Origin of the sequence: Flavobacterium sp. MEB061 (assembly GCF_000834715.1) — a bacterium.
Taxonomy (GTDB): domain Bacteria; phylum Bacteroidota; class Bacteroidia; order Flavobacteriales; family Flavobacteriaceae; genus Flavobacterium; species Flavobacterium pectinovorum.
The window spans coordinates 67,272-93,180 of the sequence record NZ_JXQR01000009.1; the positions used below are offsets into that span (position 1 = coordinate 67,272).

At 33.6% G+C, this 25,909-nt stretch carries 27 protein-coding genes; 23 read left to right on the top strand and 4 right to left on the bottom strand.

All coding sequences use genetic code 11. From position 1 onward, the window contains the following. The first annotated feature begins 38 nt into the window (after positions 1-38). The 8 genes from RT99_RS04505 to RT99_RS04540 all read left to right on the top strand — a co-directional run bounded on the left by RT99_RS04505 (position 39) and on the right by RT99_RS04540 (position 6,963). A complete protein-coding gene (locus RT99_RS04505) occupies positions 39-926 on the top strand; it encodes a DMT family transporter (protein WP_042563546.1) in 888 nt (295 codons plus the stop codon). Positions 927-1,126: 200 nt separating this feature from the next. After that, complete coding sequence (locus RT99_RS04510; RefSeq protein WP_042563547.1) at positions 1,127-1,834, top strand: HAD family hydrolase; 708 nt, start codon at positions 1,127-1,129, stop codon at positions 1,832-1,834. Further along, positions 1,834-2,463: a chloramphenicol acetyltransferase gene (locus RT99_RS04515; RefSeq protein ID WP_042563548.1), complete on the top strand. Its 630-nt coding sequence runs from the start codon at positions 1,834-1,836 to the stop codon at positions 2,461-2,463. The genes RT99_RS04510 and RT99_RS04515 overlap by 1 nt, the downstream gene beginning before the upstream one ends. A gap of 106 nt (positions 2,464-2,569) precedes the next feature. After that, positions 2,570-3,715 (top strand): OmpA family protein, encoded by a 1,146-nt coding sequence (locus tag RT99_RS04520; RefSeq protein ID WP_042563549.1) that lies wholly within the window; start codon positions 2,570-2,572, stop codon positions 3,713-3,715. Between the two features lie 168 nt (positions 3,716-3,883). Further along, the gene (locus RT99_RS04525; protein ID WP_042563632.1) at positions 3,884-5,311 is read left to right on the top strand and encodes a hypothetical protein; all 1,428 of its coding nucleotides are present in this window, start codon (positions 3,884-3,886) and stop codon (positions 5,309-5,311) included. 94 nt (positions 5,312-5,405) lie between these two features. Then, a complete protein-coding gene (locus RT99_RS04530; RefSeq protein ID WP_042563550.1) occupies positions 5,406-5,924 on the top strand; it encodes a ferritin in 519 nt (172 codons plus the stop codon). Positions 5,925-6,005: 81 nt separating this feature from the next. Continuing rightward, positions 6,006-6,191 carry a hypothetical protein gene (locus tag RT99_RS04535; protein ID WP_042563551.1) on the top strand — a complete coding sequence of 62 codons (186 nt, stop codon included), beginning with the start codon at positions 6,006-6,008 and terminating at the stop codon, positions 6,189-6,191. 79 nt (positions 6,192-6,270) lie between these two features. Continuing rightward, positions 6,271-6,963: a DUF2461 domain-containing protein gene (locus tag RT99_RS04540; RefSeq protein ID WP_042563552.1), complete on the top strand. Its 693-nt coding sequence runs from the start codon at positions 6,271-6,273 to the stop codon at positions 6,961-6,963. A 62-nt stretch (positions 6,964-7,025) separates the two neighbouring features. On the opposite strand, the gene RT99_RS04545 is transcribed toward RT99_RS04540, so the two are convergent. Further along, on the bottom strand, positions 7,026-7,355 hold the full coding sequence (locus RT99_RS04545; protein WP_042563553.1) for a single-stranded DNA-binding protein: 330 nt from the start codon (positions 7,353-7,355) through the stop codon (positions 7,026-7,028). A gap of 175 nt (positions 7,356-7,530) precedes the next feature. On the opposite strand from RT99_RS04545, the gene RT99_RS04550 reads away from it, so the two are divergent. Genes RT99_RS04550 through RT99_RS04560 form a run of 3 tightly spaced genes read left to right on the top strand, consistent with a single transcriptional unit; the run spans position 7,531 to position 11,810 of the window. Continuing rightward, on the top strand, positions 7,531-9,060 hold the full coding sequence (locus RT99_RS04550) for a bifunctional GNAT family N-acetyltransferase/carbon-nitrogen hydrolase family protein (RefSeq protein ID WP_042563554.1): 1,530 nt from the start codon (positions 7,531-7,533) through the stop codon (positions 9,058-9,060). Beyond that, the gene (locus RT99_RS04555; protein WP_042563555.1) at positions 9,057-9,404 is read left to right on the top strand and encodes a hypothetical protein; all 348 of its coding nucleotides are present in this window, start codon (positions 9,057-9,059) and stop codon (positions 9,402-9,404) included. The genes RT99_RS04550 and RT99_RS04555 overlap by 4 nt, the downstream gene beginning before the upstream one ends. 12 nt (positions 9,405-9,416) lie before the next feature. After that, on the top strand, positions 9,417-11,810 hold the full coding sequence (locus tag RT99_RS04560) for a M28 family peptidase (protein WP_042563556.1): 2,394 nt from the start codon (positions 9,417-9,419) through the stop codon (positions 11,808-11,810). Between the two features lie 58 nt (positions 11,811-11,868). Here the strand turns inward: RT99_RS04560 and RT99_RS04565 are convergent, their stop codons facing one another. Further along, positions 11,869-12,264, bottom strand: a complete 396-nt coding sequence (locus RT99_RS04565) for a rhodanese-like domain-containing protein (RefSeq protein WP_042563557.1) — start codon at positions 12,262-12,264, stop codon at positions 11,869-11,871. Between the two features lie 146 nt (positions 12,265-12,410). Here RT99_RS04565 and RT99_RS04570 point away from each other — a divergent pair, with 146 nt between their 5' ends. The 10 genes from RT99_RS04570 to RT99_RS04615 all read left to right on the top strand — a co-directional run bounded on the left by RT99_RS04570 (position 12,411) and on the right by RT99_RS04615 (position 22,578). Further along, positions 12,411-13,301 carry a LysR family transcriptional regulator gene (locus tag RT99_RS04570; protein ID WP_042563558.1) on the top strand — a complete coding sequence of 297 codons (891 nt, stop codon included), beginning with the start codon at positions 12,411-12,413 and terminating at the stop codon, positions 13,299-13,301. Beyond that, entirely contained in the window at positions 13,298-13,747 is a 450-nt protein-coding gene (locus RT99_RS04575) for a GNAT family N-acetyltransferase (protein WP_042563559.1), read from the top strand. The genes RT99_RS04570 and RT99_RS04575 overlap by 4 nt, the downstream gene beginning before the upstream one ends. A 115-nt stretch (positions 13,748-13,862) precedes the next feature. Next, positions 13,863-14,687, top strand: a complete 825-nt coding sequence (locus RT99_RS04580) for an epimerase (protein ID WP_042563560.1) — start codon at positions 13,863-13,865, stop codon at positions 14,685-14,687. A gap of 230 nt (positions 14,688-14,917) precedes the next feature. Further along, positions 14,918-15,394, top strand: coding sequence for a methylated-DNA--[protein]-cysteine S-methyltransferase (locus tag RT99_RS04585; protein WP_042563561.1), 477 nt, complete (start codon positions 14,918-14,920; stop codon positions 15,392-15,394). A 190-nt stretch (positions 15,395-15,584) separates the two neighbouring features. Then, positions 15,585-16,298 (top strand): 3'-5' exonuclease, encoded by a 714-nt coding sequence (locus RT99_RS04590; RefSeq protein ID WP_042563562.1) that lies wholly within the window; start codon positions 15,585-15,587, stop codon positions 16,296-16,298. An 84-nt stretch (positions 16,299-16,382) separates the two neighbouring features. Further along, on the top strand, positions 16,383-17,456 hold the full coding sequence (locus tag RT99_RS04595) for a winged helix DNA-binding domain-containing protein (protein ID WP_042563563.1): 1,074 nt from the start codon (positions 16,383-16,385) through the stop codon (positions 17,454-17,456). 240 nt (positions 17,457-17,696) lie between these two features. Then, the gene (locus RT99_RS04600) at positions 17,697-19,136 is read left to right on the top strand and encodes a nucleoside recognition domain-containing protein (protein ID WP_042563564.1); all 1,440 of its coding nucleotides are present in this window, start codon (positions 17,697-17,699) and stop codon (positions 19,134-19,136) included. A gap of 245 nt (positions 19,137-19,381) precedes the next feature. Beyond that, entirely contained in the window at positions 19,382-19,843 is a 462-nt protein-coding gene (gene tnpA, locus RT99_RS04605; RefSeq protein WP_042563565.1) for an IS200/IS605 family transposase, read from the top strand. 325 nt (positions 19,844-20,168) lie between these two features. Next, on the top strand, positions 20,169-20,903 hold the full coding sequence (locus RT99_RS04610) for a hypothetical protein (RefSeq protein WP_042563566.1): 735 nt from the start codon (positions 20,169-20,171) through the stop codon (positions 20,901-20,903). A gap of 70 nt (positions 20,904-20,973) precedes the next feature. Then, entirely contained in the window at positions 20,974-22,578 is a 1,605-nt protein-coding gene (locus tag RT99_RS04615; protein WP_042563567.1) for a fumarate hydratase, read from the top strand. Positions 22,579-22,695: 117 nt separating this feature from the next. Here the strand turns inward: RT99_RS04615 and RT99_RS04620 are convergent, their stop codons facing one another. Next, a complete protein-coding gene (locus tag RT99_RS04620; RefSeq protein ID WP_042563568.1) occupies positions 22,696-23,196 on the bottom strand; it encodes a PAS domain-containing protein in 501 nt (166 codons plus the stop codon). 97 nt (positions 23,197-23,293) lie between these two features. Next, positions 23,294-24,376, bottom strand: a complete 1,083-nt coding sequence (gene dinB / locus RT99_RS04625; RefSeq protein ID WP_042563569.1) for a DNA polymerase IV — start codon at positions 24,374-24,376, stop codon at positions 23,294-23,296. Positions 24,377-24,516: 140 nt separating this feature from the next. On the opposite strand from dinB, the gene RT99_RS04630 reads away from it, so the two are divergent. Together RT99_RS04630 and RT99_RS04635 are read left to right on the top strand one after the other, a co-directional pair. Next, entirely contained in the window at positions 24,517-25,251 is a 735-nt protein-coding gene (locus RT99_RS04630) for a metallophosphoesterase family protein (protein ID WP_042563570.1), read from the top strand. Positions 25,252-25,298: 47 nt separating this feature from the next. Beyond that, positions 25,299-25,826, top strand: a complete 528-nt coding sequence (locus RT99_RS04635; RefSeq protein WP_042563571.1) for a DUF6646 family protein — start codon at positions 25,299-25,301, stop codon at positions 25,824-25,826. Positions 25,827-25,909: the final 83 nt, after the last annotated feature.

Below are 25,909 nucleotides of genomic sequence, written 5' to 3' on the forward strand. Positions count from 1 at the left end.
TTTTTCAAATAAAAAAAAATCAGGATATTTGCTATAATATGAAAATCACCAAACCAAGATTAGCCTTAATAGGCGGAATACTTTGTATTTCAATCTTCCCTATATTAGTAAAACTGAAACTAGCGCCAGGATTAATTTCAGCTTTTTACAGAATGTTTTTTGCTGTGACTTTGCTATTGCCTTATGTAATTTTGACAAAGAACTTTAAAATTCCGAATACAAAATTCATGCTTTTGGCAGCAATTTGCGGCATTTTATTTGCCTCGGATGTTGCCGTTTGGAATATCGCCATTCAGGAATCAAGCGCGACTCAGGCTTCGTTGCTGACGAATTTATCTCCGCTTTGGGTTGGAATTGGTTCTTTCTTCTTTTTGAAAATAAAACCTGCAACTAATTTCTGGATCGGAACTGTAGTTTCTTTATTTGGAATGATCACTTTGGTAGGTTTTAGCTTTTTTATGGAACTGAATTTTGATCAGGCCTTTTTGTTCGCTGTTTTATCCGGAATTTTATATTCGATTTATCTTTTGGTCAGCAAAAACGTGCTTTCGCAAGTTGATGTTTTATCGTTCATGACGATTAGTTTATTGGCTTCAAGCCTTTATTTAGGAATATTATGTCTTGCTTTGAACGAACCTTTTACAGGATTTTCAAATACAGGCTGGTTTGTTTTGCTGTTGCAGGCTGTAATTTGTCAATTGTGCGCCTGGCTTTCTATAAGTTACGCGACACAACACATGCGCGCGACGAGAGTCTCGTTGAGTTTATTGAGTCAGGCTGTAATTACTTCAATATTAGCTTGGTTGTTTTTGGAAGAACAAATAACTTTACAAATGGTTTTTGGCGGAGTCATTTTGCTTTTCGGAATCAGAATTACGTTTTACGATAAAACAATTTCATTTAAGAACTTGTTTGCGAAGAATTAGGAATGAGAAATAGCACGCGGATGACACGGGTTTAAACGGATTTACGCAGATTGATTTTAAAATAATTCGTGAATTTAAAGCAAAAATAGTCTCTCGCAGATTAAGCAAATAATTTTAATCTGTGGAAAAAAAAATTCGTGAATTCGTGGCGAAAAACCTGAAACAAAGAAAACCTGAAACTAAAAAAAATAAACATCTTTATGTTACATAAAAACAAAATACCAAACTTAAAAGTAATCGCATTTGATGCTGATGATACTTTATTTGTAAACGAACCTTACTTTCAGGAAACGGAGCACAAATTTTGCGCTTTGATGGAAGATTATCTTTCTCATCAGGGCATTTCGCAGGAATTATTTAAAATTGAAATCGCCAATTTGCCTTTATACGGTTACGGAATCAAAGGATACATTCTTTCGATGATTGAAGCGGCAATGAACATTTCGAACAATACAATTCCGGTTGAAGTAATCCAGAAAATCATTCAATACGGAAAAGAATTATTGGAGAAACCAATCGAACTTCTTGACGGAATTGAAGAAACTTTACAATCTTTGCACGGAAAATACAAGTTGGTTGTAGCTACAAAAGGCGACTTAAAAGACCAACACAGTAAATTACACCGTTCTGGTTTAGGGCATTATTTTCATCACATCGAGGTAATGTCAGACAAGCAAACTGTAGATTACGAAAAATTACTTGGTCGTTTAGAAATTCAGTCGAATGAATTTTTAATGATCGGAAATTCATTAAAATCAGATGTATTGCCTGTTTTAGAAATTGGCGGTTATGCGGTTCACATTCCTTTTCATACGACTTGGGAACATGAAAAAATCAATCACAAAGTAGAGCACGAACATTTTAGTTCATTCGAGAAAATTTCTGAAGTGCTCCATAATTTATTATAATGAAAACACTTTTAGATTTAGAAAATTGGAATAGAAAAGAACATTTTGTCCATTTTAGTAAAATGGAAGAACCATTTTTTGGCGCCACTGTAGAAATTGATTGTACAAAAGCCTATCAAATGGCAAAAAGCCTAAACAGTTCTTTTTTTATTTATTATTTGCATAAAACACTAGTTGCTGTAAATACAATCGAAAATTTTAAATACCGAATTTCCGAAAACAAAATCTACATTAATGATCGTATTGATGCATCAGCAACTATTGGTCGTGAAGATGGTACTTTTGGATTTTCACTGATCGAATATAATCCGGATTTTGAGATTTTCAAACAAAATGCTTTGGCAGAAATAGAGCGTATTCAAAATACAACCGGGCTTTTTACAAGATCGTTTGATGACGATAATGTCATACATTTCTCGGCAATTCCGTGGTTGAATTTTACTTCACTTTCTCACGCAAGAAGTTATACTTATCCGGATAGCTGCCCTAAAATTTCTTTTGGAAAAATGATTACTTTAGAAACTGGGAAAAGAACAATTGCCATGTCTGTTCATGTACATCACGGTTTAATGGATGGTTTGCATGTTGGGCAATTTGTAGATTTATTTCAGGATTTGATGAATAATTAAACAGAAATGCTTCTGTACCCTATTGTAGTGTAAAAATAACCTCTTAAGGATAATTTTTCCTACAAATAATTGTTGGTTTGCGAAAATTTTTAAATCACAAACAACAATGAAAAAAATTGTAACTATTGTTGCATTAACACTAGGTTTAATAAACCTACATGCACAAACAGAAACAAAAAGCAATGAAACTAACTATAATAAATGGTCAATAGAGGTAGCTGGCGGTCTTAATAAACCACAGCGTCCGTTTTCAGCGAAACAGTATTATACTAATATTCCGAGTCCTTTTGTAGTTGATCTGGGAGCGAGGTATATGTTCAACAACAAATTTGGTTTAAAAGCTGATATCGGATACGATAGTTTTACAGATGGTAAAAATTCAGCAAGCTTCAAGTCAAATTATTATAGAGCTGATTTGCAAGCTGTAGCCAATTTAGGCCGAATCATGAATTTTGAAACCTGGACCAAAACAATTGGTCTGTTAGGTCATACTGGTTTTGGGATGAGTGTGTTAGAAAACAAAAACATGCCTTTTAATGACAAAATGGTCAACTTCATCGCAGGTGTTACAGCACAGGTTAGATTAACGGACAGATTAGCCTTAACAGGTGATTTTTCTACCATTTTGAATGCTAGTCAGGATGCAACATTTGATGGTGTTTATCGTGATAATGTGGAAAGAGGATTCTCTGGAATTATTTTTAACGGAACTGTAGGTTTAAATATTTACTTAGGAAAACAAAATCAGCATGCTGACTGGGTTGTGGTTTCAGATAATGCTGATCTTACAGCATTAGAAAATAAAATAGCCGATCTTGAAGCTTTGGTAAATAAAATTCCAGAGCAAAAACCGCAAGTTATTGTAGAAAAACCAATAACTACGACAATTGTAAGCGACAAAGATCCTATGAAAGAAATGATCAATGATAAATATTACAGCGTTTACTTTGACTTTAATAAATCTACTCCAATAGAAAATTCAACTGCTGCAATTGATGTTGTTTTAACTTATTTAAGAAAAAACCCTTCTACATCACTTGATATTATTGGATATGCTGATCAGGTTGGCAGTGTAGAGTACAATGAAAAATTATCAAGCTTAAGAGCTAATAATGTAAAAACCATTTTTGAAAAAGCTGGTGTTTCATCTTCAAGATTAAATGTTGTTTCAGCAGGAGCTGACACATCTATTCAAAAAGATTCTGAAGAAGCAAACAGATTAGCAAGAAGAGTTACTTTCAAAGTGAAATAATTTTTTCATTAAAAATATTTAAGCCCTAAAGAAAATTTCTTTAGGGCTTTTTTTATGTTCAAAATTACCACAATTGATCTATCTTTATATATCGTTTTAAAACTTTATAGAGAGAAAATCCCGAAGCAACCAATTAAAATTGGAATGATTTTTGTCTCACAAAAATTTATGAAAAAACTTTTACTTCTATCGCTACTAATCTCAAAATCAGTTCTGTTTAGTCAAACAGTATTGGCTTCTTTTCCTTTAGATTTAAAAAAAACGTCTGAAGAAAGTCAGGTTCTCAATGTAGAGAATACACAAACGCATGATGTTTTTGTTTTTGCAGCAACAACAGAAAATGTTACCATTTTAAAATACAATAGTGCCTTATTTTTAAATGAACAATTTACTTTTCCGAAAACAAATCTGGAAAACAGATCGTTAGTTGGCTATAGTTTTGGAGAAGATGGAAATCCAAATTTATATTGGGCGTTAGAAGATTTTAAAACTATAATCATCGTAAAGTATTATTTAGAAACTAAAACGCAGAAAATGCTTCAGTTTAGTTTTCCGTTTTCAACACATGATATTTTAAACTTTTTTCAGGAAAACAATGCCTTTTATATTCTTTCAAAAGAAAGAAATGTGCAGGCTTTAACTCTTTACACCTTTAAAAACGGAACAGCAGAAGAAAAAGTATTTGATTTTTCTTCTTATAAGTTTCAAAATAAAAACACTCAATTTGTCACTTTTAATCGAATTGTTGATGAAGATCCTATCGAAAAAATTGACGTAAAAGAATTTGTGCCTTTGGATAAAAGTTCAAAAAAGAGCAAAGCCTATTTATTGGGCGATCATCTGATTTTAACTTTCGATTATAATCCAAAAAAAACACAGGTTTTTGATTTGGATATTGAAAAACATACAATCAGCGAAAAATCCTTTGTACAACCGGGTATTGACAACACAAACAAAAGCAATTCATTTCTTAACGATAATAAACTTTATCAAATAAGTCTGAACAAGTATGGATTTGCAATTAATGTAAAAGATTTTAACTCTGGCAACACATTAAAGGAAATTAAAGTGTTGAAAAATGACACGATTAAATTTAAAAATTCCCCATTATTTGTACAAACCGATGGACGAAAACCTTCAGAATTAAGGAAAACAAGTCAGTTTTTAAACCAATTATATTTCTTAAATGTTGGATTATCTGCTTTTAAAAACCAAAGAAACACACTGCTTACAATAGGCGGATCTCCAAAAGAAGAAGATTATTCCAGTTTTTATTATAATGGCGATTTTCCACAAATCGATCACGCCAGAACGGTTTATTTTGAAAGTATACTGAATAATAGTCTTGAATTTATACAAGAACCTCAGCTGCCTTTGGCAATTGATAACATTTACTACTTTTTGAGCACTCAGAAAAGAATCGCTTTTCAAAATATATTTAAATTTAAAGATTATTCTATTTTAGGATATTACGACAATGCAACAAAACAGTATGTGATGCGCAAGTTTACTGATGGATTTATGGAGCCGGAAATCACAAATCCGATCATCAATAAGGCCATTTTTTCCAGGGATTTTCCTTTAGAAAAACCTTAACCTTATTGAGAATTAATCAAAATGCCTTTGGTTTGGCACTTTCAAAAAATCGTTTTGGATTATTTTTTTTAACTTTACCAAAAAGACACATATTATGCTATCAAAAAATATTGAAACGGCTTTAAACAAGCAAATTCGCATAGAGGCAGAATCTTCGCAAACTTACCTTTCTATGGCTTGTTGGGCTGAAGTACACGGATTAGAGGGAATTGCTCAATTTATGTACACACAATCAGACGAAGAACGCGCGCACATGTTAAAACTGGTAAAGTACGTTAACGAACGTGGCGGACATGCACAGATTACAGATCTAAAAGCACCAAAAACTTCTTATTCTACTTTTAAAGAAATGTTTGAGGCGCTTTATAACCACGAAATTTTTGTTTCAGAATCTATCAACGAATTGGTACACATCACTTTTGAAGAAAAAGATTATGCAACTCACAATTTCTTACAATGGTACGTAGCAGAACAAATTGAGGAAGAAGCCACAGCTAAATCTATTCTAGATAAAATCAACTTAATTGGTGATGATAAAGGCGGACTTTACTTATTTGATCGTGATATTCAGCAATTAACAGTTACAAGCTCAATCGCTATTAACCCAAAATAAAAAAGTTAAAGTTTATTTAGAATACTTAAAAATAACTTTTATTCTTTTATATTTGTCACTGTTTAATAATACAGAGACAAATTGAGCAAGAAAGAAAAAGATAAGGACAAGAAAAAGGATAAAAAGAAAAAGAAGAAAAAAGATATCCTTGAAAAACTTAAAAAGTTAGAAAACTGTAAGTCATCTTGTTGTGAGAAATACAAAAAGAGCGAGAACAAACGCTGCTCACGCTGTCCTATGTTTGATTTATTAAAAAAGACTGCTTAAACTATATCATAAAAAAACCCACCAATTGGTGGGTTTTTATTTTTAAATTGCAGTCGTCTTAAAGACTCAAAATTTAATTATGGAAAACCAGATTACTATACCAAAATCCAGTCTTGATTTTTTATCTCAACTTAAAGAAAACAATAATAAGCCCTGGTTTGAAGCAAATAAACCCAATTACTTAAACGAATTAAACCATATTGAGAATTTTGCCGGAGCTTTGCTTCAGGAACTTTCTAAAACTGATGTATTAGAAACTGCTTCGGGCAAAAAAAGTGTATACCGAATTTATCGTGATATACGATTTGCCAAAGACAAAACTCCTTTTAAAACTTTTTGGGGAGGCAGCTTTACCCGTGCAACAAATGCCAGACGTGGCGGCTATTATTTTCACCTGGAAAAAGGAAACAGTTTTTTTGCAGGCGGATTCTGGGGGCCAAATGCCGCAGACTTAAAACGTATAAGAAGCGAATTTGCCCACGATCCCGAACCATTTCGAAAAATATTAAAATCAAAAACCTTCGTCAGCACTTTTGGGACTTTACAGGGCGAACAGCTTAAAACTTCTCCAAAAGGTTTTGATGCCGATCATGAAGCAATTGATTTATTGCGTTACAAACAGTTTTTGATCATAAAACGTTTTACAGATGATGAAGTTTTGAGTCCAAAATTTTTAGAGCAAGCTTTAGAAACATGTCAAAACATGAGACCTTTTTTCGATTATATGAGCGAAGTACTTACTACGGATATAAACGGCGGTTCTATTTTATAGTTTACAAACGGCAAACCCGACATGTTTCAAACTGTCGGGTTAAATATCAAATCTGCTAAACTTTATTTACTAAGCAACAAAATCTCACTTACAACAACTTCGGTCACATAGCGCTTTTCTCCGTTTTTGTCATAACTTCTGTGGGTCAATTTTCCCTCAATCGCAACTTCTTTGCCTTTTACAACATACTTTTCAATAATCTCGGCCGTTTTTCCCCAGGCGGTTACACGGTGCCATTCGGTTTGTTCTACTTTTTCACCTTTATCATTTGTGTATTTGTCGTTTGTGGCAATAGTTACATGAGCTAATTTTCTACCGTTTTCTAATGTTTTAATCTCCGGATCGTTTCCTACGTTACCAATTAATTGTACTCTGTTTTTCATTGCATTCATGGCGTATAATTTTTAAATGTTCATATAAGGAATTCGTTTATCAAATTCAACGATGCAAAGATGTGACAGCAGGCAAAATTTATTCGGTTACAAAGTATTTACTTTCGGTTGTAACTATTTGTAAGCGTTTGTAAGTGGAAATATTTTTTTGTATATTTCACAGAAATCTTACTATATGCAGGCGCAAATCAATAAAGTTGAGTTAAGAAATTTAGAATTAGACGATTATAAACAATTGAAAAATTCAATGGTAGAATCGTATCCGGAAATGGCCAATTCCTACTGGAGATCTGATGATATAAAAAAATTACTCTCAATATTTCCTGAAGGTCAATTAGTTATTTTAGTTGACGGCATAGTTGTAGGCTCTGCCCTATCTTTAATTGTCGATGAAAAACTAGTTGACAAAAGACACAATTACAAACAAATTATTGGCGACTATACCTTTTCAACCCATAATCCGGATGGGGAAATTTTGTACGGTATAGACGTTTTTATCCACCCACATTATCGCGGTTTGCGTTTGGGGCGTCGTTTATACGATGCAAGAAAGGAACTTTGCGAACAATTAAACTTAAAAGCCATTGTTTTTGCAGGAAGAATTCCTAACTACAGTCAACACGCTAAAAAATTTACTCCGAAAGTTTATATCGATAAAGTAAAACACAAAGAATTACACGATCCAGTACTTTCCTTTCAGCTGAGTAATGATTTTCACGTTTTGCGAATCATCAAAAATTACCTTGAAGGCGATGAAGAATCAAAGGAGTTTGCGGTTCTTTTAGAATGGAATAATGTTTATTACGACGAAAGTCCGAAATTGATTAATCTTGAAAAAAGTGTTATCCGTTTGGGATTAATTCAATGGCAAATGCGTCAGCTTAACAATGTTGAAGAATTTTTTGAGCAATCAGAATTCTTTATCGACGTTGTTTCTGGCTATGGTGCCGATTTTGCTTTGTTTCCAGAGCTTTTCATTGCGCCTCTAATGGCAGATTACAATCATTTATCTGAAGCAGAAGCTATTCGGGAACTTGCCCGTTATTCTGATCCAATAAGAAAGCGTTTTCAGGAATTTGCTATTTCATACAACATCAATATTATTACTGGAAGTATGCCTTACCTCGATAACGGTAATTTATACAACGTTGGTTTTTTATGCAAAAGAGATGGAACTTCAGAAATGTATACCAAAATTCACGTTACGCCAAACGAAGTGCAACATTGGGGAATGAAAGGCGGATCGCACTTTCAGACCTTTGATACTGATTGTGGCAAAATTGGAATTTTAATTTGTTATGATGTTGAGTTTCCGGAGCTTTCAAGAATTATGGCCAATGAAGGAATGAATATTTTGTTTGTTCCATTTTTAACAGATACTCAAAACGCTTACACTCGTGTAAAACATTGTTCGCAAGCGCGAGCCATAGAAAATGAGTGTTATGTTGCCATTGCCGGCTGTGTTGGTAATTTGCCAAAAGTAAATAATATGGATATTCAATATGCGCAGGCCTCTGTTTTTACGCCTTCTGATTTTGCTTTTCCAAGTAACGGAATCAAAGCCGAAGCAACTCCAAATACTGAAATGACCCTAATTGTTGACGTTGATTTAAATTTACTAAAACAGCTTCACGAGCACGGCAGCGTTCGAATTTTGAAAGACAGAAGGCATGATTTATACGAAATTAAAAAAATCGATCAATGAAAACCTGTCTTGAATGTTCAGAAAAAATTGTAGGTCGCGAAGACAAGAAATTTTGTTCAGACAATTGCCGAAATGCCTATAATAATAAAATAAATAAGGATAGTAATAATTTCATGCGGAATGTAAACAATAAGTTACGCAAAAATTACCGTATTTTGTCCGAACTAAACACAGAAGGGAAATCAAAAGCAACAAGAGATAAAATGATTAATAAGGGTTTTGATTTTGATTTCTTTACAAATATTTTGCAGACTAAAACGGGAAATACGTATTATTTCCTGTACGACCAGGGATATCGCTCTCTGGAAAATGATTATTTTATGCTCGTTAAAAAAGAAATTTAGTATATATTCAATATGAGAAAAAACCCGACTTCAATACTTGCTTTTGTATGCGTTTTAGCAATTTTAGGTATTATATACGCCACAATGATGCCTCAATGGGTTTCTAAAAACGAAGAAGCCCTTGCTGAATTTTCTACAGAAAGAGCTTTCAATCAGGTTAAAATTATTGCTCAAAAACCACATTATGTTGGTTCAACAAATCATGAACTTGTTGCTAATTATCTTAAATTAGAATTGAACCGAATTGGTTTAGAAACTTCGATTCAGGAAGGATTTACACTAAATGATAAAGGGCTTTTGGTAAAATCCAAAAATATCCTGGCCCGCATAAAAGGAACCAACAACTCAAAAGCACTTTTATTACTTTCTCATTATGACAGTGCTCCGCATTCTTTTTCAAAAGGAGCAAGTGATGATGCATCAGGAGTTGCGACAATTCTGGAAGGGATCCGTGCTTTTTTATATTCTAAAAATCCACAGAAAAACGACATAATTATTCTTTTTTCAGATGCTGAAGAATTAGGTTTAAACGGTGCCGCACTTTTTGTAAATCAGCATCCGTGGGCAAAAGATGTTGGTCTGGTTCTAAATTTTGAAGCCCGGGGTTCTTCAGGACCAAGTTATATGCTGATGGAAACCAACAAAGGAAATCAGGCTCTTGTACAAGAATTTGCAAATGCAAAAGCAAAATATCCCGTTTCAAATTCGCTCATGTATAGTATTTATAAAATGCTGCCAAACGATACTGATCTGACTGTTTTTAGAGAACAGGGAAACATTCAGGGCTTTAATTTTGCTTTTATCGACGGCCATTATAATTATCATACACAACAAGATGATATCCAACATTTAAACAAAACAACTTTATCTCATCAGGGGACTTATTTAATGCCCTTATTAAAATACTTCTCAAATATTGATTTAAACTCTACTCAAACTACAGAAGACAACGTATATTTTAGTGTTCCTTTCGGATTCATAAATTATCCATTTGCATGGGTATTCCCAATGTCCTTAATTGCTTTAGGATTACTAATTCTTTTTATTTTTATAGGAAAAGCAAAACGCGTTATTACTTTCAGAGAAATTTTCAGGGGCTTTGTTCCTTTAATTGGTTCTATAGTTATTGCCGGTTTGGTAACTTTTCTGGGCTGGAAAATAATTTTAGAAGCTTATCCGCAATATTCAGATTTGCTAAACGGTTTTACTTATAACGGACATGCTTACATTGGGGCTTTTGTAACACTTACTATTGCCATTTGTTTTGCTTTCTATAATCGTTTTTCGGAAGCAAAAATTACAATGAACCATTTTGTAGCGCCTTTATTGCTTTGGATTATTATCAATCTTTTTTTAGCCAATAGTTTAACCGGGGCAGGTTTCCTTATTATTCCTGTTTATTTTGGAATCCTTTTATTCGGAATATTTGTAATCACACAACATTATAGCTTAGGTCTAAACTTATTATTTAGTATTCCCGCATTGGCAATTGTGGCGCCTTTTATCATCATGTTCCCGATTGGTTTAGGTTTGAAAATACTCTTTGGAAGTGCTATACTAACTGTTTTACTTTTCGGATTATTACTTCCCATATTTGGTTCTTTTTTTAGAAAAGGTGTCTGGGCGATATTATTTTTTATTACCTCGATCGCTTTCTTCGTTTATGCCGGTTATAACTCAGGATATCAGTACGGAAAAGCAAAATCTAACAGTTTATTATATGTTTACAACGCCAATACAGATTCGGCAGTCTGGACAACTTATGATGTAAATCTTGATGAATGGACTAAAACTTATTTAGGAGAAAAAAATCAAAAAGCGGTAGGTTTAAACGGTTTGCCATTAGCCAGCAAATACAATTCAACCTTTACCTATAGCGCGATTGCACCAAATATTGCCATTCCAAAACCAACGATTGAGTTCTTAAAAGACAGCGTAATAGGCAACAACAGGTATTTAAAAATAAAAATAACGCCAAACAGAAAAGTCAATCGTTACGATATTTACGCCAATCCAAAAATGACTTTTTATAATTTTAAGGCAAATGGAGTTTCAACTTCCGGTCAAAAAGGAAATCGTTTAGAACGAGATGACATGAAAATCTTATGCTACTATGTTGTTGGCAATGAGCCTTTGGTTATGGATTTCTACATCAATAAATCATCTCTGTTTGATATGGATTTAATTGAAAGTTCTTTTGATTTAATGACAAATCCGCTGTTGAATGTAAAACCAAGAAGTGACTGGATGATGCCAACACCTTTTGTATTGAACGATGCTATTTTAATTCAGCAAAAAATTAAAAGATATACAGCGCCTCTAAACGTTCCAATCGAAACCGCACCGATAAAAGACAGCACCATAACTGCAATAGATACCCTAAAACAGGTTGTTAAGCCTGAATAAAACAAAATATAAATAACTATAAAAAAGGCAAACTTAAATTTAAGTTTGCCTTTTTTATTTAACAAGCACATTCAATTTTTAAACCTGCTGCTTTACCATTTGTTCCTTCTGTTGCATAACCGTCAACCTTCCACCACTCTATTCCGCCAATTAATTCTTTTACTTTAAAACCAAGTTTTGCCATATTCAATGCACCTTTTGTTGATGCATTACAACCAATACCGTCACAATAGGTTACATACAAAACTTCTTTATCGAGATGTTTTGTACTTTCGATTGTCATTTCGCGATGCGGAATATTAATCGCTGTCGGAATATGTTCTGCCTGATATCCAAAAGACTTTCTGGCATCAATAACGACTACTTTTTCTCCATTATTTAAAGCATCAAACAAATCAGAAGGATCCATTTCAAAGGCTAGTTTATTTTCATAATGTTTAATTTGTGTTTCCATTTTTTTAGTTTTAATGATTAGTTTTTTTTCAAAAGTAGTCCAACATTATATTCCATAAAAACGAAAAGAATTCATCCATTTCATTACTTTTTTTCATACAAAAGCCAGATTAAAATTTTGTTACTTTGTATACTAATTCTCTAAAAATGGAAATACGTCATTTACGATTGATAAAAGCGATTGTTGAAGAAGGAAGTATCACCAAAGCAATTGAAAAACTTCATTTAACCCAATCGGCATTAAGTCACCAACTTAAAGAAGCCGAATACCAATTGGGTACGCCTATTTTTTTTAGAATGAATAGAAAACTGGTTTTAACCAAAGCCGGTGAAAAAATGTACGGGATTGCCAATGAAATTCTCGACAAACTTTCGCAAACCGAATCTCAAATCAAACAAATGGTTTTTGGAGAACACGGCGAAATCAGGATTAGTACCGAATGTTTTTCAAGTTACCACTGGCTGCCTTCGGTTCTAAAGCAATTTCATTTGCTGTATCCAAATGTTGAATTGAAGATTGTTACCGAAGCCACACATATTCCGCTGCAAAAATTACTGGATAACACAATTGATATCGCCATTATCAGCGACCAGATCAATGATAACAACATCAAATATCTGGAACTTTTTCAGGATGAAGTTGTTATGGCAGTTTCTGAAAACCATGCCTGGGCAAATAAAAAATACGTTGTTGCCGAAGATTTTATCGACGAACATTTACTGATTCATTCCTTTCCGATGGAAACAGTTACGATTCATCAATTTGTTTTGGCCCCTGCCAAAGTAACTCCTAAAAAAATTACCGCCATACCCTTAACCGAAGCTTCACTCGAAATGGTAAAAGCCGATATGGGCGTTATGTCGATGGCAAAATGGGCATTGCTTCCACATTTGAAAAATAATCCCATAAAAGCCATTAAAATTGGCAAAAACGGCCTAAAAAGAAAACACTTTATAGCAATCAGGCAAAATCAGATTTATCCTGACTATTTTCATCATTTTATTACCTTTTTACAAACCGAAATTAATATTCAATGAAATATTCCATAAGAAATTGCGAGCTTTCAGATTTACCAAAACTTGTTATTTTATGCCAAAAACATGCTGAATACGAAAAAGCCGATTATTCTTCTGAAGGAAAAGAAGACGGTTTAAAAAAGATTTTATTTGCTTCAGAACCAAATCACTTTTGTTTAGTAGTTGCCACAGAAAATGACATTGTAGGTTATGCAACTTATAATTTTATGCATTCAACCTGGGATGCTGCAGCTATTATACATATGGATTGTTTATTTTTAGAAGAAGAAGCCAGAAACCACGGTATTGGAGAAGTGTTAATCAACAAACTAAAAGAAATTGGAAAAGTAAAAAACTGCATCAATATGCAATGGCGAACTCCCCAATTTAACGAAAGAGCTATAAAATTCTACAACCGAATTGGCGCAAAAGGAAAAGAAAAAATCTGTTTCTTTTTAGATTTGTAATAAATGTGCGCAAATTTTAATCTCGCAAAGTCGCAAAGATAAAAACTAATAAATTTCAATTTTAAGTTTTCAACTTTGAACCTTTGTACCTTTGCAACTCTGAACCTTCAAAAAAATGACTCAAATAAGTATTTTAGGCTGTGGCTGGCTGGGATTGCCTTTGGCAAAAAGCTTAATCGCAAAAAGGCGTTCTGTAAACGGATCAACAACATCTGAAAATAAACTGCAAATTTTGAAGGATGCTGGTATAAATCCATTTTTAGTTACGCTTGAATGCGAAAGTATTTCAGAGACCGTAATTCCGTTTTTAGCCAAAAGTGAAATTTTAATTATTGATATTCCGCCAAAGTTACGCGCAACAAATTCTGATACTTCAGATTCTCTACGAAAGGTTTTTGTGGAAAAAATCAAAACCTTGATTCCTTTTATAGAGCAATCAAGCGTAAAAAAGGTACTTTTTGTAAGTTCGACTTCTGTTTATGGAGATGAAAATGATTTAATCACAGAAGAAACAATTCCAAATCCGGAAACAGAAAGTGGCAAACAATTGCTTTTAGCAGAAGCTCTTTTACAAAAAAATGAAAACTTCGAAACAACCATTTTGCGTTTCGGCGGACTAATTGGCGAAGATCGTCATCCGGTAAAATTTTTGGCAGGAAAGGAAAATCTCGAAAACCCTGATGCGCCAGTAAATTTAATTCACCAAAACGACTGCATTAACATCATTGAAGAAATCATTTATCAGTCAAAGTGGAATGAAGTTTTCAATGCCGTCGCTCCTTTTCATCCCACAAGGGAGGAATATTATACACAGAAGGCAAAAGAACAGGGTTTGGTGCTACCGAAGTTTAACAATCAAAAATCAAATATTAAAAAGATCATTTCAAGCGAAAAGGTTGAAAATAGTTTAAACTATCACTTTAAACTTGACGTTTGTTAAACCATATAAGTGACATAAGTTCATATAAACAAACTGCAAAACTTTGTGGCCTCCTAAGTAAAACGCAACAAAACCCATTCATTCACACATAACAAACTTTGAGACCTTTGCGAAAAAACTTTGTGTTCTCTGCGGTAAAACAAAACTTAAATACTTATATGGTTTAAATAAAATTGCGAACTTTGCGAAATACTTTGCGCCTTTGCGGTCAAAAAACTTTATAGTAAAATATGGAAACAGTTTACATCAATTCACCTTTAGGAATCACCAAAATAGTTGGAGATGAAGATGGTATTGCTGTAATTTCAGTTTCAGATGTGGGAACAAATGAGGTTTCTGAAGTCATTCCTGAAGCTTTAAAAGAAGCTGTTTCTCAATTACAAGAATACTTTGATAAAAAAAGAACTGATTTCGATTTCAAACTAAATCCTAAAGGAACAGAATTTCAGCAAAAAGTGTGGAAAGCCCTATTAGAAATTCCATACGGAAAAACCATAAGTTATATGGATCAAACCAAAAAACTGGGAGATGTAAAAGCAATTCGGGCAGTTGCATCGGCAAATGGTAAAAATCCGCTTTGGATTGTTGTGCCTTGTCATCGCGTTATTGGCACAAATGGATCTTTAACGGGTTACGCCGGAGGTTTGTCTCGCAAAAAATGGCTTTTAGAACACGAAAACCCCTCGACGCAACAAAGTCTATTTTAAATAGCCACGAATTCACGAATTTTAATTTTATATTATTTATGGCTAATTATAAATATTCTTGAATTCGTGACAAATAATAAAAAATTAAAGCATAGTTTAATTTATAAGTAATTTCTTGTTTTTAAACAATTTTATATACATTTATGTCCATAAAAATTTAGTGAAAATTCGGGAAATTCGTGGCAAACACATGATTGAAAAAATAAACCTCAACAACATATTATTTCTGGATATAGAAACCGTTCCTGAAGAAGAGAATTTTAATTCTCTCGACGCGGAAATGCAATCGCTTTGGGATTTAAAAACTCAATATCAAAGAAAAGAAGATTTTACTCCCGAAGAATTCTACGATCGCGCCGGAATTTGGGCAGAATTCGGAAAGATCATTTGCATTTCTGTAGGTTATTTTACAATTAAAGGTGATGTTCGAAATTTCCGCGTAACATCGTTTTTTGGCGATGAAAAGAAGATTTTAAAGGATTTTAATAATCTGTTGAACAATCATTTTAATCAGCCCCAACATTTATTGTGCGGACATAATGCGAAAGAATTTGATATTCCGTTTCTGGCGCGCAGAATGATTATCAACCAAATTGCAATTCCGGATAAACTAAATTTGTTCGGTAAAAAACCTTGGGAAATTCCGCATTTAGATACTTTAGAATTATGGAAGTTTGGCGATTATAAACACTTTACTTCTTTAAAATTACTTACCAAGATTCTCGGCGTACCATCGCCAAAAGGAGATATTGACGGAAGTCAGGTCGCGCATGTGTTTTATGTAGAAAAAGATATTGACAGAATTGTAACCTATTGCGAGAAGGATACAATTGCCGTAGCACAGATTTTCCTTCGTTTGCGTCGAGAAGATTTATTGATTGATGATGAAATTATTCATGTTTGATTTTTAAGGCGCAAAGGTTCAGAGCGACAGAGGTACAAAGTTTAAGTGCGCTTATATAACTTATAGGGTTTAAATATTTACAAAATGACACATCAGGAAATATCGCATCACAGACTTGTTTCTCAAAAACTTTCAGAACCGAATTTAAGTTCTCCGCAGGAAATTGTACATCACTTGGGCGCTATGCAAGCTCAGGATTATGCGATGGCAAAATGGGCGATTGGTTCGCGTTGTAATGCTACTGAAAAAGAGATTGAAGATGCTATTAACTCTGCAAAAATCATTCGGACTCATATTTTACGCCCAACCTGGCATTTTGTTGCCGCCGAAGATATTCATTGGATGCTGGATGTTTCCGGACCGCAAGTGAAAAAGATTGTAGTTTCTTCTGCCAAAAAATACGATTATGATATCCAAAAGCTGAATAAGGTTAATTCCTCCATCGAAAAAATATTATCGGGAAACAACCATTTAACCCGGGAAGAAATTATGCAGGAACTCAACATTAAAAAAGGTTCCTCACAAGATTTTTTATATGCAGCCATCATGATGAATGCAGAATTGGATGGTTTGGTTTGTAACGGAAAAATGAAAGGCAAACAAATGACTTATGCTTTACTTGAAGAACGTGTCCCAAAACCCAAAACGAAACTGACCAAAGAAGAAGGTTTGGCGAAATTGGCCAAACGATATTTTGAAAGTCACGGTCCGGCAACATTGCTTGATTTCTCCTGGTGGTCCGGTTTTTCGCCCACTGTTTGCAAGAATGTAATTAATGCAATAAAGTTGCAGTTGAATTCTGTTGTTATTGACAACCAAATTTATTGGTTTGTAAATCAAAACAATACAACATTAAACTTTAAGGAAAGCATACATTTTCTTCCTGCTTTTGATGAGATTTTGATTTCATATAAAACCAGAGAAGCTTCTATTTTATTAGATCATCAATCAAAAGTTTTTACCAATAATGGTATTTTCAAACCTATAATTTTGGAAAATAGCAAGGTCATCGGAACCTGGAAAAGAACCATTAAGAAAGATCAGACCAAAATAGAAACTGAGTTTTTTAATGAAACCGAAAGTCATAAAAAAGCAATTCTGTTTGAAGGGATTAAAGCGTTTAGAAATTATTTGGATACTAAAATTGTTATTGATTAATTTTAGTAGAATGTTTTATGTCGCTCTGATGGAGCTATCAGGATTTACATATTCTGTTTCTATAAATATCACGCTCAATGGAGCTTAATCAACTCCGTTAGCAGTGCAATATTTATAGAAAAAAAATAGCATTTAGTTTTTTAGCCCCATCGGGGCGATATATCCAAAAAAACTGTTTCGACACTAAAATCTTTGTGCATATTATCTCGAAATAATTACATTTACAAAAAAAACAGCGTTATGGTATTAAGTAGATTTTGGTTAACCATTTTTATTTCGTCGATTATCTTCATTATAGTAAGTTTGTTTACAGCCAACACTTATACTATTGATTCTGTTTTAAATGGAAAAAAAGACGATCCAATTCTTGTTTCAGAAAAATATGCTGAACAACTTCCTGCCTTTATCAAAGACAGCATAAAAAAAGCGCCGGATCAAACGATAATTATCAATCGTGATACGCTTAATCCCGATACAACGTATGTTTATAAAAACAAAACGGTAAAAATTTACAGCGGAATCCAAAAATCCGATGGTTTATTGCCAACCTGTAAAAGTACTTTGCTTGATTTAATTTTACCGCTTATTGCATATTTAGCCTTTTTCTGTGGATTAATGGAACTTTTAATTATTTCCGGAGCTTCTGGAAAATTAGCTAAAGGGCTAAGTCCGGTTTTTGTAAAAGTATTTCCAAGTATTCCAAAAAACCATCCTTCTATTTCGTACATGACTTTAAACTTTGCTGCTAATTTCTTAGGATTAGATTCGGCAGCAACTCCGTTTGGTCTAAAAGCAATGGAGAGTTTACAAGAAATAAATCCCGATAAAGACAGAGCGAGTGATGCTCAAATTATGTTTATGTGTCTGCATGCTTCTGGTTTAACATTAATTGCGACTTCAATTATTGGTTATCGTGCAGCAGCAGGCGCAAGTAATCCGGCTGATGTTATGCTTCCTTGTATCATTACTTCGTTTATTGGTACAATTGCGGCTTTTTTAATTGTTGGAATCAAACAAAAAATTAATTTCAAAAGTGCTTCTCTTGTAATTGGTTTAATGGTATTAATTGCTGCCATTATTGGATTATTGATGTACGTAAACCATTTAGATTTGATAGGGAAAAACTTTTTCACAACAAATCTATCGGCACTAATTTTACTTGTTATAATAGGTTTTACATTGATTTTTTCTTTCATTAATGAAAAGAAATTTAAAGAAGCCGAAACAACCGTTTTTGATGCATTCGTAGTAGGAGCAAATAATGGTGTTAAAACGGGAGTTACTATTTTTCCGTATGTTTTAGGAATGTTAGTTGCCATTTCGTTATTTAGAAACAGCGGTTTATTTGAAATTATCAGCGACTGGATTGCCTTCATTTTTTCGAATATGGGTGTAAACAAACAAATTACCGATGCTTTGCCAGTTGCTATGCTTAGACCTTTTAGCTCTGCAGGATCCAGAGGATTTTTAATCGATTCGATGAACACTTTTGGAGCAGATTCCTTAACCGGAAGATTGAGTAGTATTTTTCAATGCAGTGCAGAAAGTACTTTTTATGTAATTGCGGTTTATTTTGGTTCTGTTAATATAAAAAATACCCGTTACGCTTTAGGTACAATGCTTTTGGTGGATGTGATTTGTGTAATTACTGCGATTTTTGTGGCTAGCTGGTTTTTTTAATCAAACTGGACTAAAGTCCAGCCCTACAGTATTGGTCGAGGCCTACGGCTCTTTTTCCAAAGATTGTAGAATTCCCGTGGGATAATTATTTTGTTAATACTACGTGTCTCACCTTAGAGTTCCGAAGGAACGATTTATTTTGTAGGGCTGGACTTTAGTCCAGTTTAAACAGAATAATAGATTTAATTATTTGTAAGATATTTCATATTATTGTGACGAATTTGAACGTTACAAATAAATATAAAATGTCAAACACATATCATCAGGTTTATATTCAGGCAGTTTTTGCTGTAAAATACAGAGACGCAGTTATAGAAAAGGAATGGAAATCGGAATTACTTAGCGTTATCGGTAATTTAATAAATGAAACAGGCTGCAAAACTATAATTGTAAATGGAACAGAAGACCATGTTCATTGTTTTTTAGGTTTAAAACCAACTGTTTCTATTTCTGAATTAATGAAAATTGTAAAAGGGAGATCATCAAAATATATTAATGATCACAACTTAACAAAATCAAGATTTGAATGGCAGGAAGGCTATGGTGTTTTTTCTTATAGTCAGTCACATATTGATTCGGTTTATAAATATATCGAAAACCAAGAGAAACATCATAAAACACAAAACTTCAAAGACGAATATTTATCATTCTTAGATAAATTTAAAATTACGTTTGAAGAAAAATATGTATTTAAAAATTTAATTTAATCTACAAAACCTGTTCAAAATCTGGATCTATAATATTGATTTTATAAAAAACCGAATTAAAATTCGGTCCTACAATATTGGTCTTATTATAAACTGGACTAAAGTCCAGCCCTACAATATCCGTCGAGGCCTACGGCTCTTTTCTTAGAGATTCTGAGAATTAGTTTATTTTCCAGAGCCTAATTTCAGCCGACGACTCTTTTTCACTAAGGTTGTAAAATTCCGTAGGAATGATTTATTTTGTAGAGCTGGACTTCAGTCCAGTTTAAACACGATAAAACATCGAAATTAATCCGTTGAAAAATAATTGATCAATCAAAATACCATGAAACCACAATACCTTTTCCTTTTATCACTAATAATAAGCTGTCAGAAACCAAAACCAGTTTCGCAAATTCAAACAAAAAACCCTGCTTCAGAAAATAAAACAGAAGTTGTAATTGCTTCTGCAGAAAAGTTCTTAAAAACAGATACAATTCCGATTTCTAACGGAGAAGAAAATGCCTCAGGGAATTATGTTCTTGCAAATTTATTAGATCAAAAAGCAGATAAAGACAGTATTGTTACCGTAAAATACCGATTGGATTTTTATGAAAACAAGGTGAAGAAAGCATCTTCAAAAGTAACAATCGAAGGTTATCAAAAAGGATCAGAATGGGGAGCTGATTATGGCTTGGCAACAGCTACAAACAAAAACACTTCATTTATTCAGGTTTCTTTTGGATATCCTGCCTGTGGATATAATCAAAACAATTATCTCTATCATTTAAAAAACAATGATTTACAACTCGTTTATCAATGGAATTCTATGACGGACAGTGGCTGGGGAAGCTGGGTCGAATTTGCAACTCCAAACGAAAAAGATTCCGAATCTTTTTACTGCAAAAGAGTTTCGTTTGAACCTGACGATAATGACGAAGACATGGGAATGGTTTCTTATTCTGACTCGATTGTTTTTCGCTTAAGCGGAAATAAATGGAAAAGCCAGTTACTTTCTGCAAAAGACAAGGCTTATTTTGAGAAAAAAATGGCTTTTACCGAATTTCACAACATAAAATAAACTCTCAAAACGGCTCTTATTCAAATTCTTTCTTAGATAAATAATTTTTAACTTTGTCAAAAACAAAGAAATGATTGATTTTATATACCAAGACCCTTATCCTATTTTAAAGGATGATACGCAATACCGCAAAATCACTTCAGATTTTGTGAAAGTTGAAAAATTTGGAGAACGTGAAGTTCTTACTGTTGATCCGAAAGGATTAGAGTTATTGGCTGAAGAAGCCTTAACAGATGTTTCGTTTATGTTGAGAACGACGCATTTGCAAAAATTAAGAAACATTCTTGACGATCCAGAGGCGACAGACAATGATCGTTTTGTGGCTTACAATTTACTTCAAAATGCTTCTGTAGCTGCCGAAGGACAATTGCCAAGCTGCCAGGATACGGGAACTGCAATTGTAATGGCTAAAAAAGGCGAAAGCATTTTTACAGGTGTTGATGATGCAGAATGGTTGAGCAGAGGAATTTTCAATACATACCAAAAACGTAATCTAAGATATTCTCAAATTGTACCTATTTCGATGTTTGAAGAAAAAAATTCAGGATCGAATCTTCCGGCGCAAATTGACATTTATGCTAAAAAAGGAAATTCATACGAGTTTTTATTTATGGCAAAAGGTGGTGGATCTGCCAATAAAACATACTTGTATCAGCAAACAAAATCTTTATTGAATGATAAATCTATGGATGCATTCATTCGTACAAAGATTAAAGATTTAGGAACTTCAGCTTGTCCTCCCTATCATTTGGCTTTAGTAATTGGAGGAACTTCTGCGGAAGCAAACCTAAGTGCTGTTAAAAAAGCATCTGCAGGATACTATGATCATTTGCCAACGACAGGAAACATGGCTGGTCAGGCTTTCCGTGATTTAGAATGGGAAAACCGCGTACAGCAAATTTGCCAGGAAAGTGCTATTGGCGCTCAATTTGGAGGAAAATATTTTACGCATGATGTTCGTGTCATTCGTTTGCCGCGTCATGCTGCTTCTTGCCCGGTTGGGTTAGGCGTTTCTTGTTCAGCAGATAGAAATATCAAAGGGAAAATTACGAAAGACGGAATTTATGTGGAACAGTTAGAAGTAAATCCAAAACAGTTTTTACCGGAAACAGCTCCGCATTTAGAAGCTCCCGTAGAAATTGACCTGGATATGCCAATGGCTGATATTTTGGCTAAATTGAGTCAATATCCTATCAAAACCCGTTTAAAATTAAACGGAACTGTAATTGTTGCACGTGATATCGCACATGCAAAAATTATGGAACTTTTAGAAGCCGGAAAACCAATGCCGGAATATTTTAAAAATCATCCTGTTTATTACGCCGGACCAGCAAAAACACCTGAAGGAATGGCTTCCGGAAGTTTTGGACCAACAACAGCCGGACGTATGGATGTTTATGTAGATGAATTCCAAAAACATGGCGGAAGTATGATTATGCTCGCAAAAGGAAACCGTACCAAACAAGTTACAGATGCCTGCAACAAATATGGCGGATTTTACCTGGGTTCAATTGGAGGCCCGGCAGCAATTTTAGCACAAGATAATATCCTAAAAGTTGAAGTTGTTGATTTTGAAGAATTAGGAATGGAAGCGGTTCGTAAAATTACGGTTAAAGATTTCCCTGCATTTATCATTACAGATGATAAAGGAAATGACTTTTTTGAAAATCTGTAGATGTTTGCCACAAAGACACTAAGACACCAAGTTTTATATATGCAAAAACCGCCTATTTGGGCGGTTTTTTTGTTTCTTATAATAATCTTTGCGCCTTTGTGCCTTTGTGGCTAAAAATTAAGCACTTTTATCTTCACTTTCAAAAGCAATGAAATGCGATAGTTCTCCTTTTAGGTTAAAAATAGGAACTCCATTTATTTTGCATTTGTAACTATGACCGTTTTTTTTATAATTTTCAACTATTTTTTCAAATGGCATCTGAAGTTTTATAGCTTCTCTAATTTCTTTTAAAACGACATTGCATGTTTTCGGACCCTGAAACATTTTTGGTGTTTTTCCCAAAATCTCTTCTTCTGTATACCCGGTCATTCTTTTAATTCCGGTTGAGGCAAAAACAATCTTCAGATTTATATCTGTAACCACAATTATCTCCTCTTTAATTCTTTCCTTAATTTTCAGGTTCTTTTCATTCCAATGAAATTCACTTGAAATCTTACTGACTTTCTTTAAATCAGTAAAAATAGCTTTCAATTCATTTATATACTCATAATGAAAATCCCATGCTAAGATAGGAACTGAATGGCGGCTTGAAATTTCATCAGAATTATCTTTTTTCATCTCAAATGATTTATTCGTAAAGTAACTTTTCTATAAAGGTAAAATGAAAATCTTGATTATAAATATGGAAAACCTCATTTCCTTCAATTTATAACTATTAAAAAGAAAATTTAAGCTGAACAACAACCGCCTTTTTCTCCTCGGTATTCAAATTACTTAATGAAATTCCGAGTAATCGAACAGAATCTTTCATTCGTTCCTGATACAATAATTCTTCTACCGTTTCGAGAATCAAACTTTTATCTGAAATAAAATAGGGTAAAGTTTTGCTTCGGGTTTGTTGGGTAAAATCGCTGTATTTTATTTTAAGTGTCACGGTTTTACCGGAAATATTGTGTCTTTTCAATCTTTTTTCTAATGATGTGGCGATTCTCTCGAGTTGTTCCAACATAAAAATCTCTGAAGACAAATTGACATCAAAAGTATGTTCTGCTGCGACAGATTTGGTAATTCGTGAAGGTTTGACTTCACTATTATGAATTCCGCGCACAACATTATAATAAAAACCACCTGATTTGCCAAAGTGTTTCTCCAGAAATTCTACCGGTTTTGTTTTTAAATCAGCTCCGGTAAAAATTCCCAACTGATACATTTTTTCGGTGGTTACTTTTCCGACACCATAAAACTTACGGATTGGCAAATCTTCCAAAAAAGGTATAATCTCATCCGGATTTACTGTTTTTTGTCCATTTGGTTTATTAATGTCGCTGGCAATTTTAGCCACAAATTTATTGACCGAAATTCCTGCCGAAGCTGTAAGTCCAACTTCACTAAGGATTCTTGACCGGATTTCCTGAGCCAATAAACTCGCACTTGGATTTCCCTTTTTATTTTGAGTTACATCAAGATAAGCTTCGTCGAGCGAAAGGGGTTCAACCAAATCTGTATATTCATGAAAAATTTTATGAATTTTACCCGATATTTCTTTGTATCTGTCAAAACGAGGACGTACAAAAATGATTTCAGGGCAATATTTTTTGGCCAGAACTCCACTAATGGCACTTCTAACACCAAATTTTCGGGCTTCATAACTTGCCGCTGCCACCACTCCTCTATTTTCTGAACCTCCAACAGCAATGGCTTTTCCGCGTAAAGCAGGATTGTCCATTTGCTCCACAGAAGCATAAAAAGCATCCATATCAATATGGATAATTTTTCGATATGTAGGCATTTCAGACATGCTACAAATTTAAAAAGGAAAAGCAATAAAAAAGTGCTCAAAACAGTTATAAATAATATCAATTTTTAAAGAATATAAATTCGATGAGTTCAAACCAATTATTCTTTATATTTTTGTTCTTCCAGATGAAAAATTAAACAATGCGAACATTTGTTATAGGCGACATACACGGCGGATTACTCGCTCTTGAACAAGTGCTGATAAAAGCTCAGGTTACCACACAAGATACTCTTATATTTTTAGGTGATTATGTAGATGGCTGGAGTCAGTCTGCAGAAGTAATCGAATATTTGATTGCTCTTAAAAGCAAACAAAACTGCATTTGCATTAGAGGAAATCATGATCAATTGGCCTTAGACTGGCTGGAAAATCGAAATGAAGAATTTGATGAAGAAATGTGGTACAAACATGGCGGAAGAGCTACTGTTGAAGGATATTCTAAACTTTCTGAAGAAAAAAAGAAAACACATATTGCTTTTTTTGAAGCATTGCAGGATTATTATCTTGATGATCAAAACCGATTATTTGTTCATGCTGGCTTTACGAACTTAAATGGTGTAGTCTGGGAGTACTTTCCTAAATTATTTTACTGGGACAGAACACTTTGGGAATCAGCCCTTTCATTAGACCCCAATTTAAAACCTGACGATTTATTTTATCCAAAACGTTTTACGATATACAAAGAGATATTTATTGGTCATACGCCTGTAACCAGAATTGGTCAAACGGTGCCAATAAACAAAGCCTGCGTTTGGAATGTTGATACTGGTGCTGCTTTTAAAGGCCCTCTGACTATTATGAACGTGGATACCAAGGAGTTCTGGCAAAGTGACCCATTAAATGAATTGTATTTTAATGAAAAAGGTAGGAATTGAAGTGTAAAAAACTAAATTTGCAATCCAAATAATTAATATTTAAGTTTATGAAAAAATTTATTACACTTTTGTTTTTAGCGTCATTCGGATTCACTAATGCCCAACAGGCTTTCTCTGGAAAAGGTGACATGAAAGTTAACGTTGGTGCTAATTTACAAGATGGTGGATCAGGAATTCAGGGATCTATTGATTTCGGTTTAGGAGAAAATTTCTCTTTCGGATTTGTTACAACTTATTTACTAGGAGTTGATAATTTCTCAGGGGTTTATCACAATAACCCAACTCCATATTATGATTACAAACCAGAATTTCAGGATCGTTTTGATGCAAAAGCAAGAATTAATGCAAATTTAAGCAGCGTAATTGGTGTTGAGCAATTAGATGTTTACCCTGGTTTAAGTTTAGGATTACACAATTTTGGCGGACACGTTGGTGGTCGTTACTTTTTTACTGACGGATTTGGTGTTTTCACAGAAATCGGATTCCCAATTGCAAAATACGGTAATGATAATGACGTATTCGATCATTTAAACAACCAGGCAACTTTTAGTTTAGGAGCTTCTTTTAATTTATAAGATTCTTCCAAAGCAAATTATATTAGAAAGCGTTCATGATGAACGCTTTTTTTATTTCCGGCAAATTATGTGATTTTGCTTTC

Coding starts and splice junctions, on each gene's coding strand:
- RT99_RS04505 (WP_042563546.1), top strand. CDS start 39: ATGAAAATCACCAAACCAAGATTAGCCTTAATAGGCGGAATACTTTGT.
- RT99_RS04510 (WP_042563547.1), top strand. CDS start 1,127: ATGTTACATAAAAACAAAATACCAAACTTAAAAGTAATCGCATTTGAT.
- RT99_RS04515 (WP_042563548.1), top strand. CDS start 1,834: ATGAAAACACTTTTAGATTTAGAAAATTGGAATAGAAAAGAACATTTT.
- RT99_RS04520 (WP_042563549.1), top strand. CDS start 2,570: ATGAAAAAAATTGTAACTATTGTTGCATTAACACTAGGTTTAATAAAC.
- RT99_RS04525 (WP_042563632.1), top strand. CDS start 3,884: ATGAAAAAACTTTTACTTCTATCGCTACTAATCTCAAAATCAGTTCTG.
- RT99_RS04530 (WP_042563550.1), top strand. CDS start 5,406: ATGCTATCAAAAAATATTGAAACGGCTTTAAACAAGCAAATTCGCATA.
- RT99_RS04540 (WP_042563552.1), top strand. CDS start 6,271: ATGGAAAACCAGATTACTATACCAAAATCCAGTCTTGATTTTTTATCT.
- RT99_RS04545 (WP_042563553.1), bottom strand. CDS start 7,355: ATGAATGCAATGAAAAACAGAGTACAATTAATTGGTAACGTAGGAAAC.
- RT99_RS04550 (WP_042563554.1), top strand. CDS start 7,531: ATGCAGGCGCAAATCAATAAAGTTGAGTTAAGAAATTTAGAATTAGAC.
- RT99_RS04555 (WP_042563555.1), top strand. CDS start 9,057: ATGAAAACCTGTCTTGAATGTTCAGAAAAAATTGTAGGTCGCGAAGAC.
- RT99_RS04560 (WP_042563556.1), top strand. CDS start 9,417: ATGAGAAAAAACCCGACTTCAATACTTGCTTTTGTATGCGTTTTAGCA.
- RT99_RS04565 (WP_042563557.1), bottom strand. CDS start 12,264: ATGGAAACACAAATTAAACATTATGAAAATAAACTAGCCTTTGAAATG.
- RT99_RS04570 (WP_042563558.1), top strand. CDS start 12,411: ATGGAAATACGTCATTTACGATTGATAAAAGCGATTGTTGAAGAAGGA.
- RT99_RS04575 (WP_042563559.1), top strand. CDS start 13,298: ATGAAATATTCCATAAGAAATTGCGAGCTTTCAGATTTACCAAAACTT.
- RT99_RS04580 (WP_042563560.1), top strand. CDS start 13,863: ATGACTCAAATAAGTATTTTAGGCTGTGGCTGGCTGGGATTGCCTTTG.
- RT99_RS04585 (WP_042563561.1), top strand. CDS start 14,918: ATGGAAACAGTTTACATCAATTCACCTTTAGGAATCACCAAAATAGTT.
- RT99_RS04590 (WP_042563562.1), top strand. CDS start 15,585: ATGATTGAAAAAATAAACCTCAACAACATATTATTTCTGGATATAGAA.
- RT99_RS04595 (WP_042563563.1), top strand. CDS start 16,383: ATGACACATCAGGAAATATCGCATCACAGACTTGTTTCTCAAAAACTT.
- RT99_RS04600 (WP_042563564.1), top strand. CDS start 17,697: ATGGTATTAAGTAGATTTTGGTTAACCATTTTTATTTCGTCGATTATC.
- tnpA (WP_042563565.1), top strand. CDS start 19,382: ATGTCAAACACATATCATCAGGTTTATATTCAGGCAGTTTTTGCTGTA.
- RT99_RS04610 (WP_042563566.1), top strand. CDS start 20,169: ATGAAACCACAATACCTTTTCCTTTTATCACTAATAATAAGCTGTCAG.
- RT99_RS04615 (WP_042563567.1), top strand. CDS start 20,974: ATGATTGATTTTATATACCAAGACCCTTATCCTATTTTAAAGGATGAT.
- RT99_RS04620 (WP_042563568.1), bottom strand. CDS start 23,196: ATGAAAAAAGATAATTCTGATGAAATTTCAAGCCGCCATTCAGTTCCT.
- dinB (WP_042563569.1), bottom strand. CDS start 24,376: ATGTCTGAAATGCCTACATATCGAAAAATTATCCATATTGATATGGAT.
- RT99_RS04630 (WP_042563570.1), top strand. CDS start 24,517: ATGCGAACATTTGTTATAGGCGACATACACGGCGGATTACTCGCTCTT.
- RT99_RS04635 (WP_042563571.1), top strand. CDS start 25,299: ATGAAAAAATTTATTACACTTTTGTTTTTAGCGTCATTCGGATTCACT.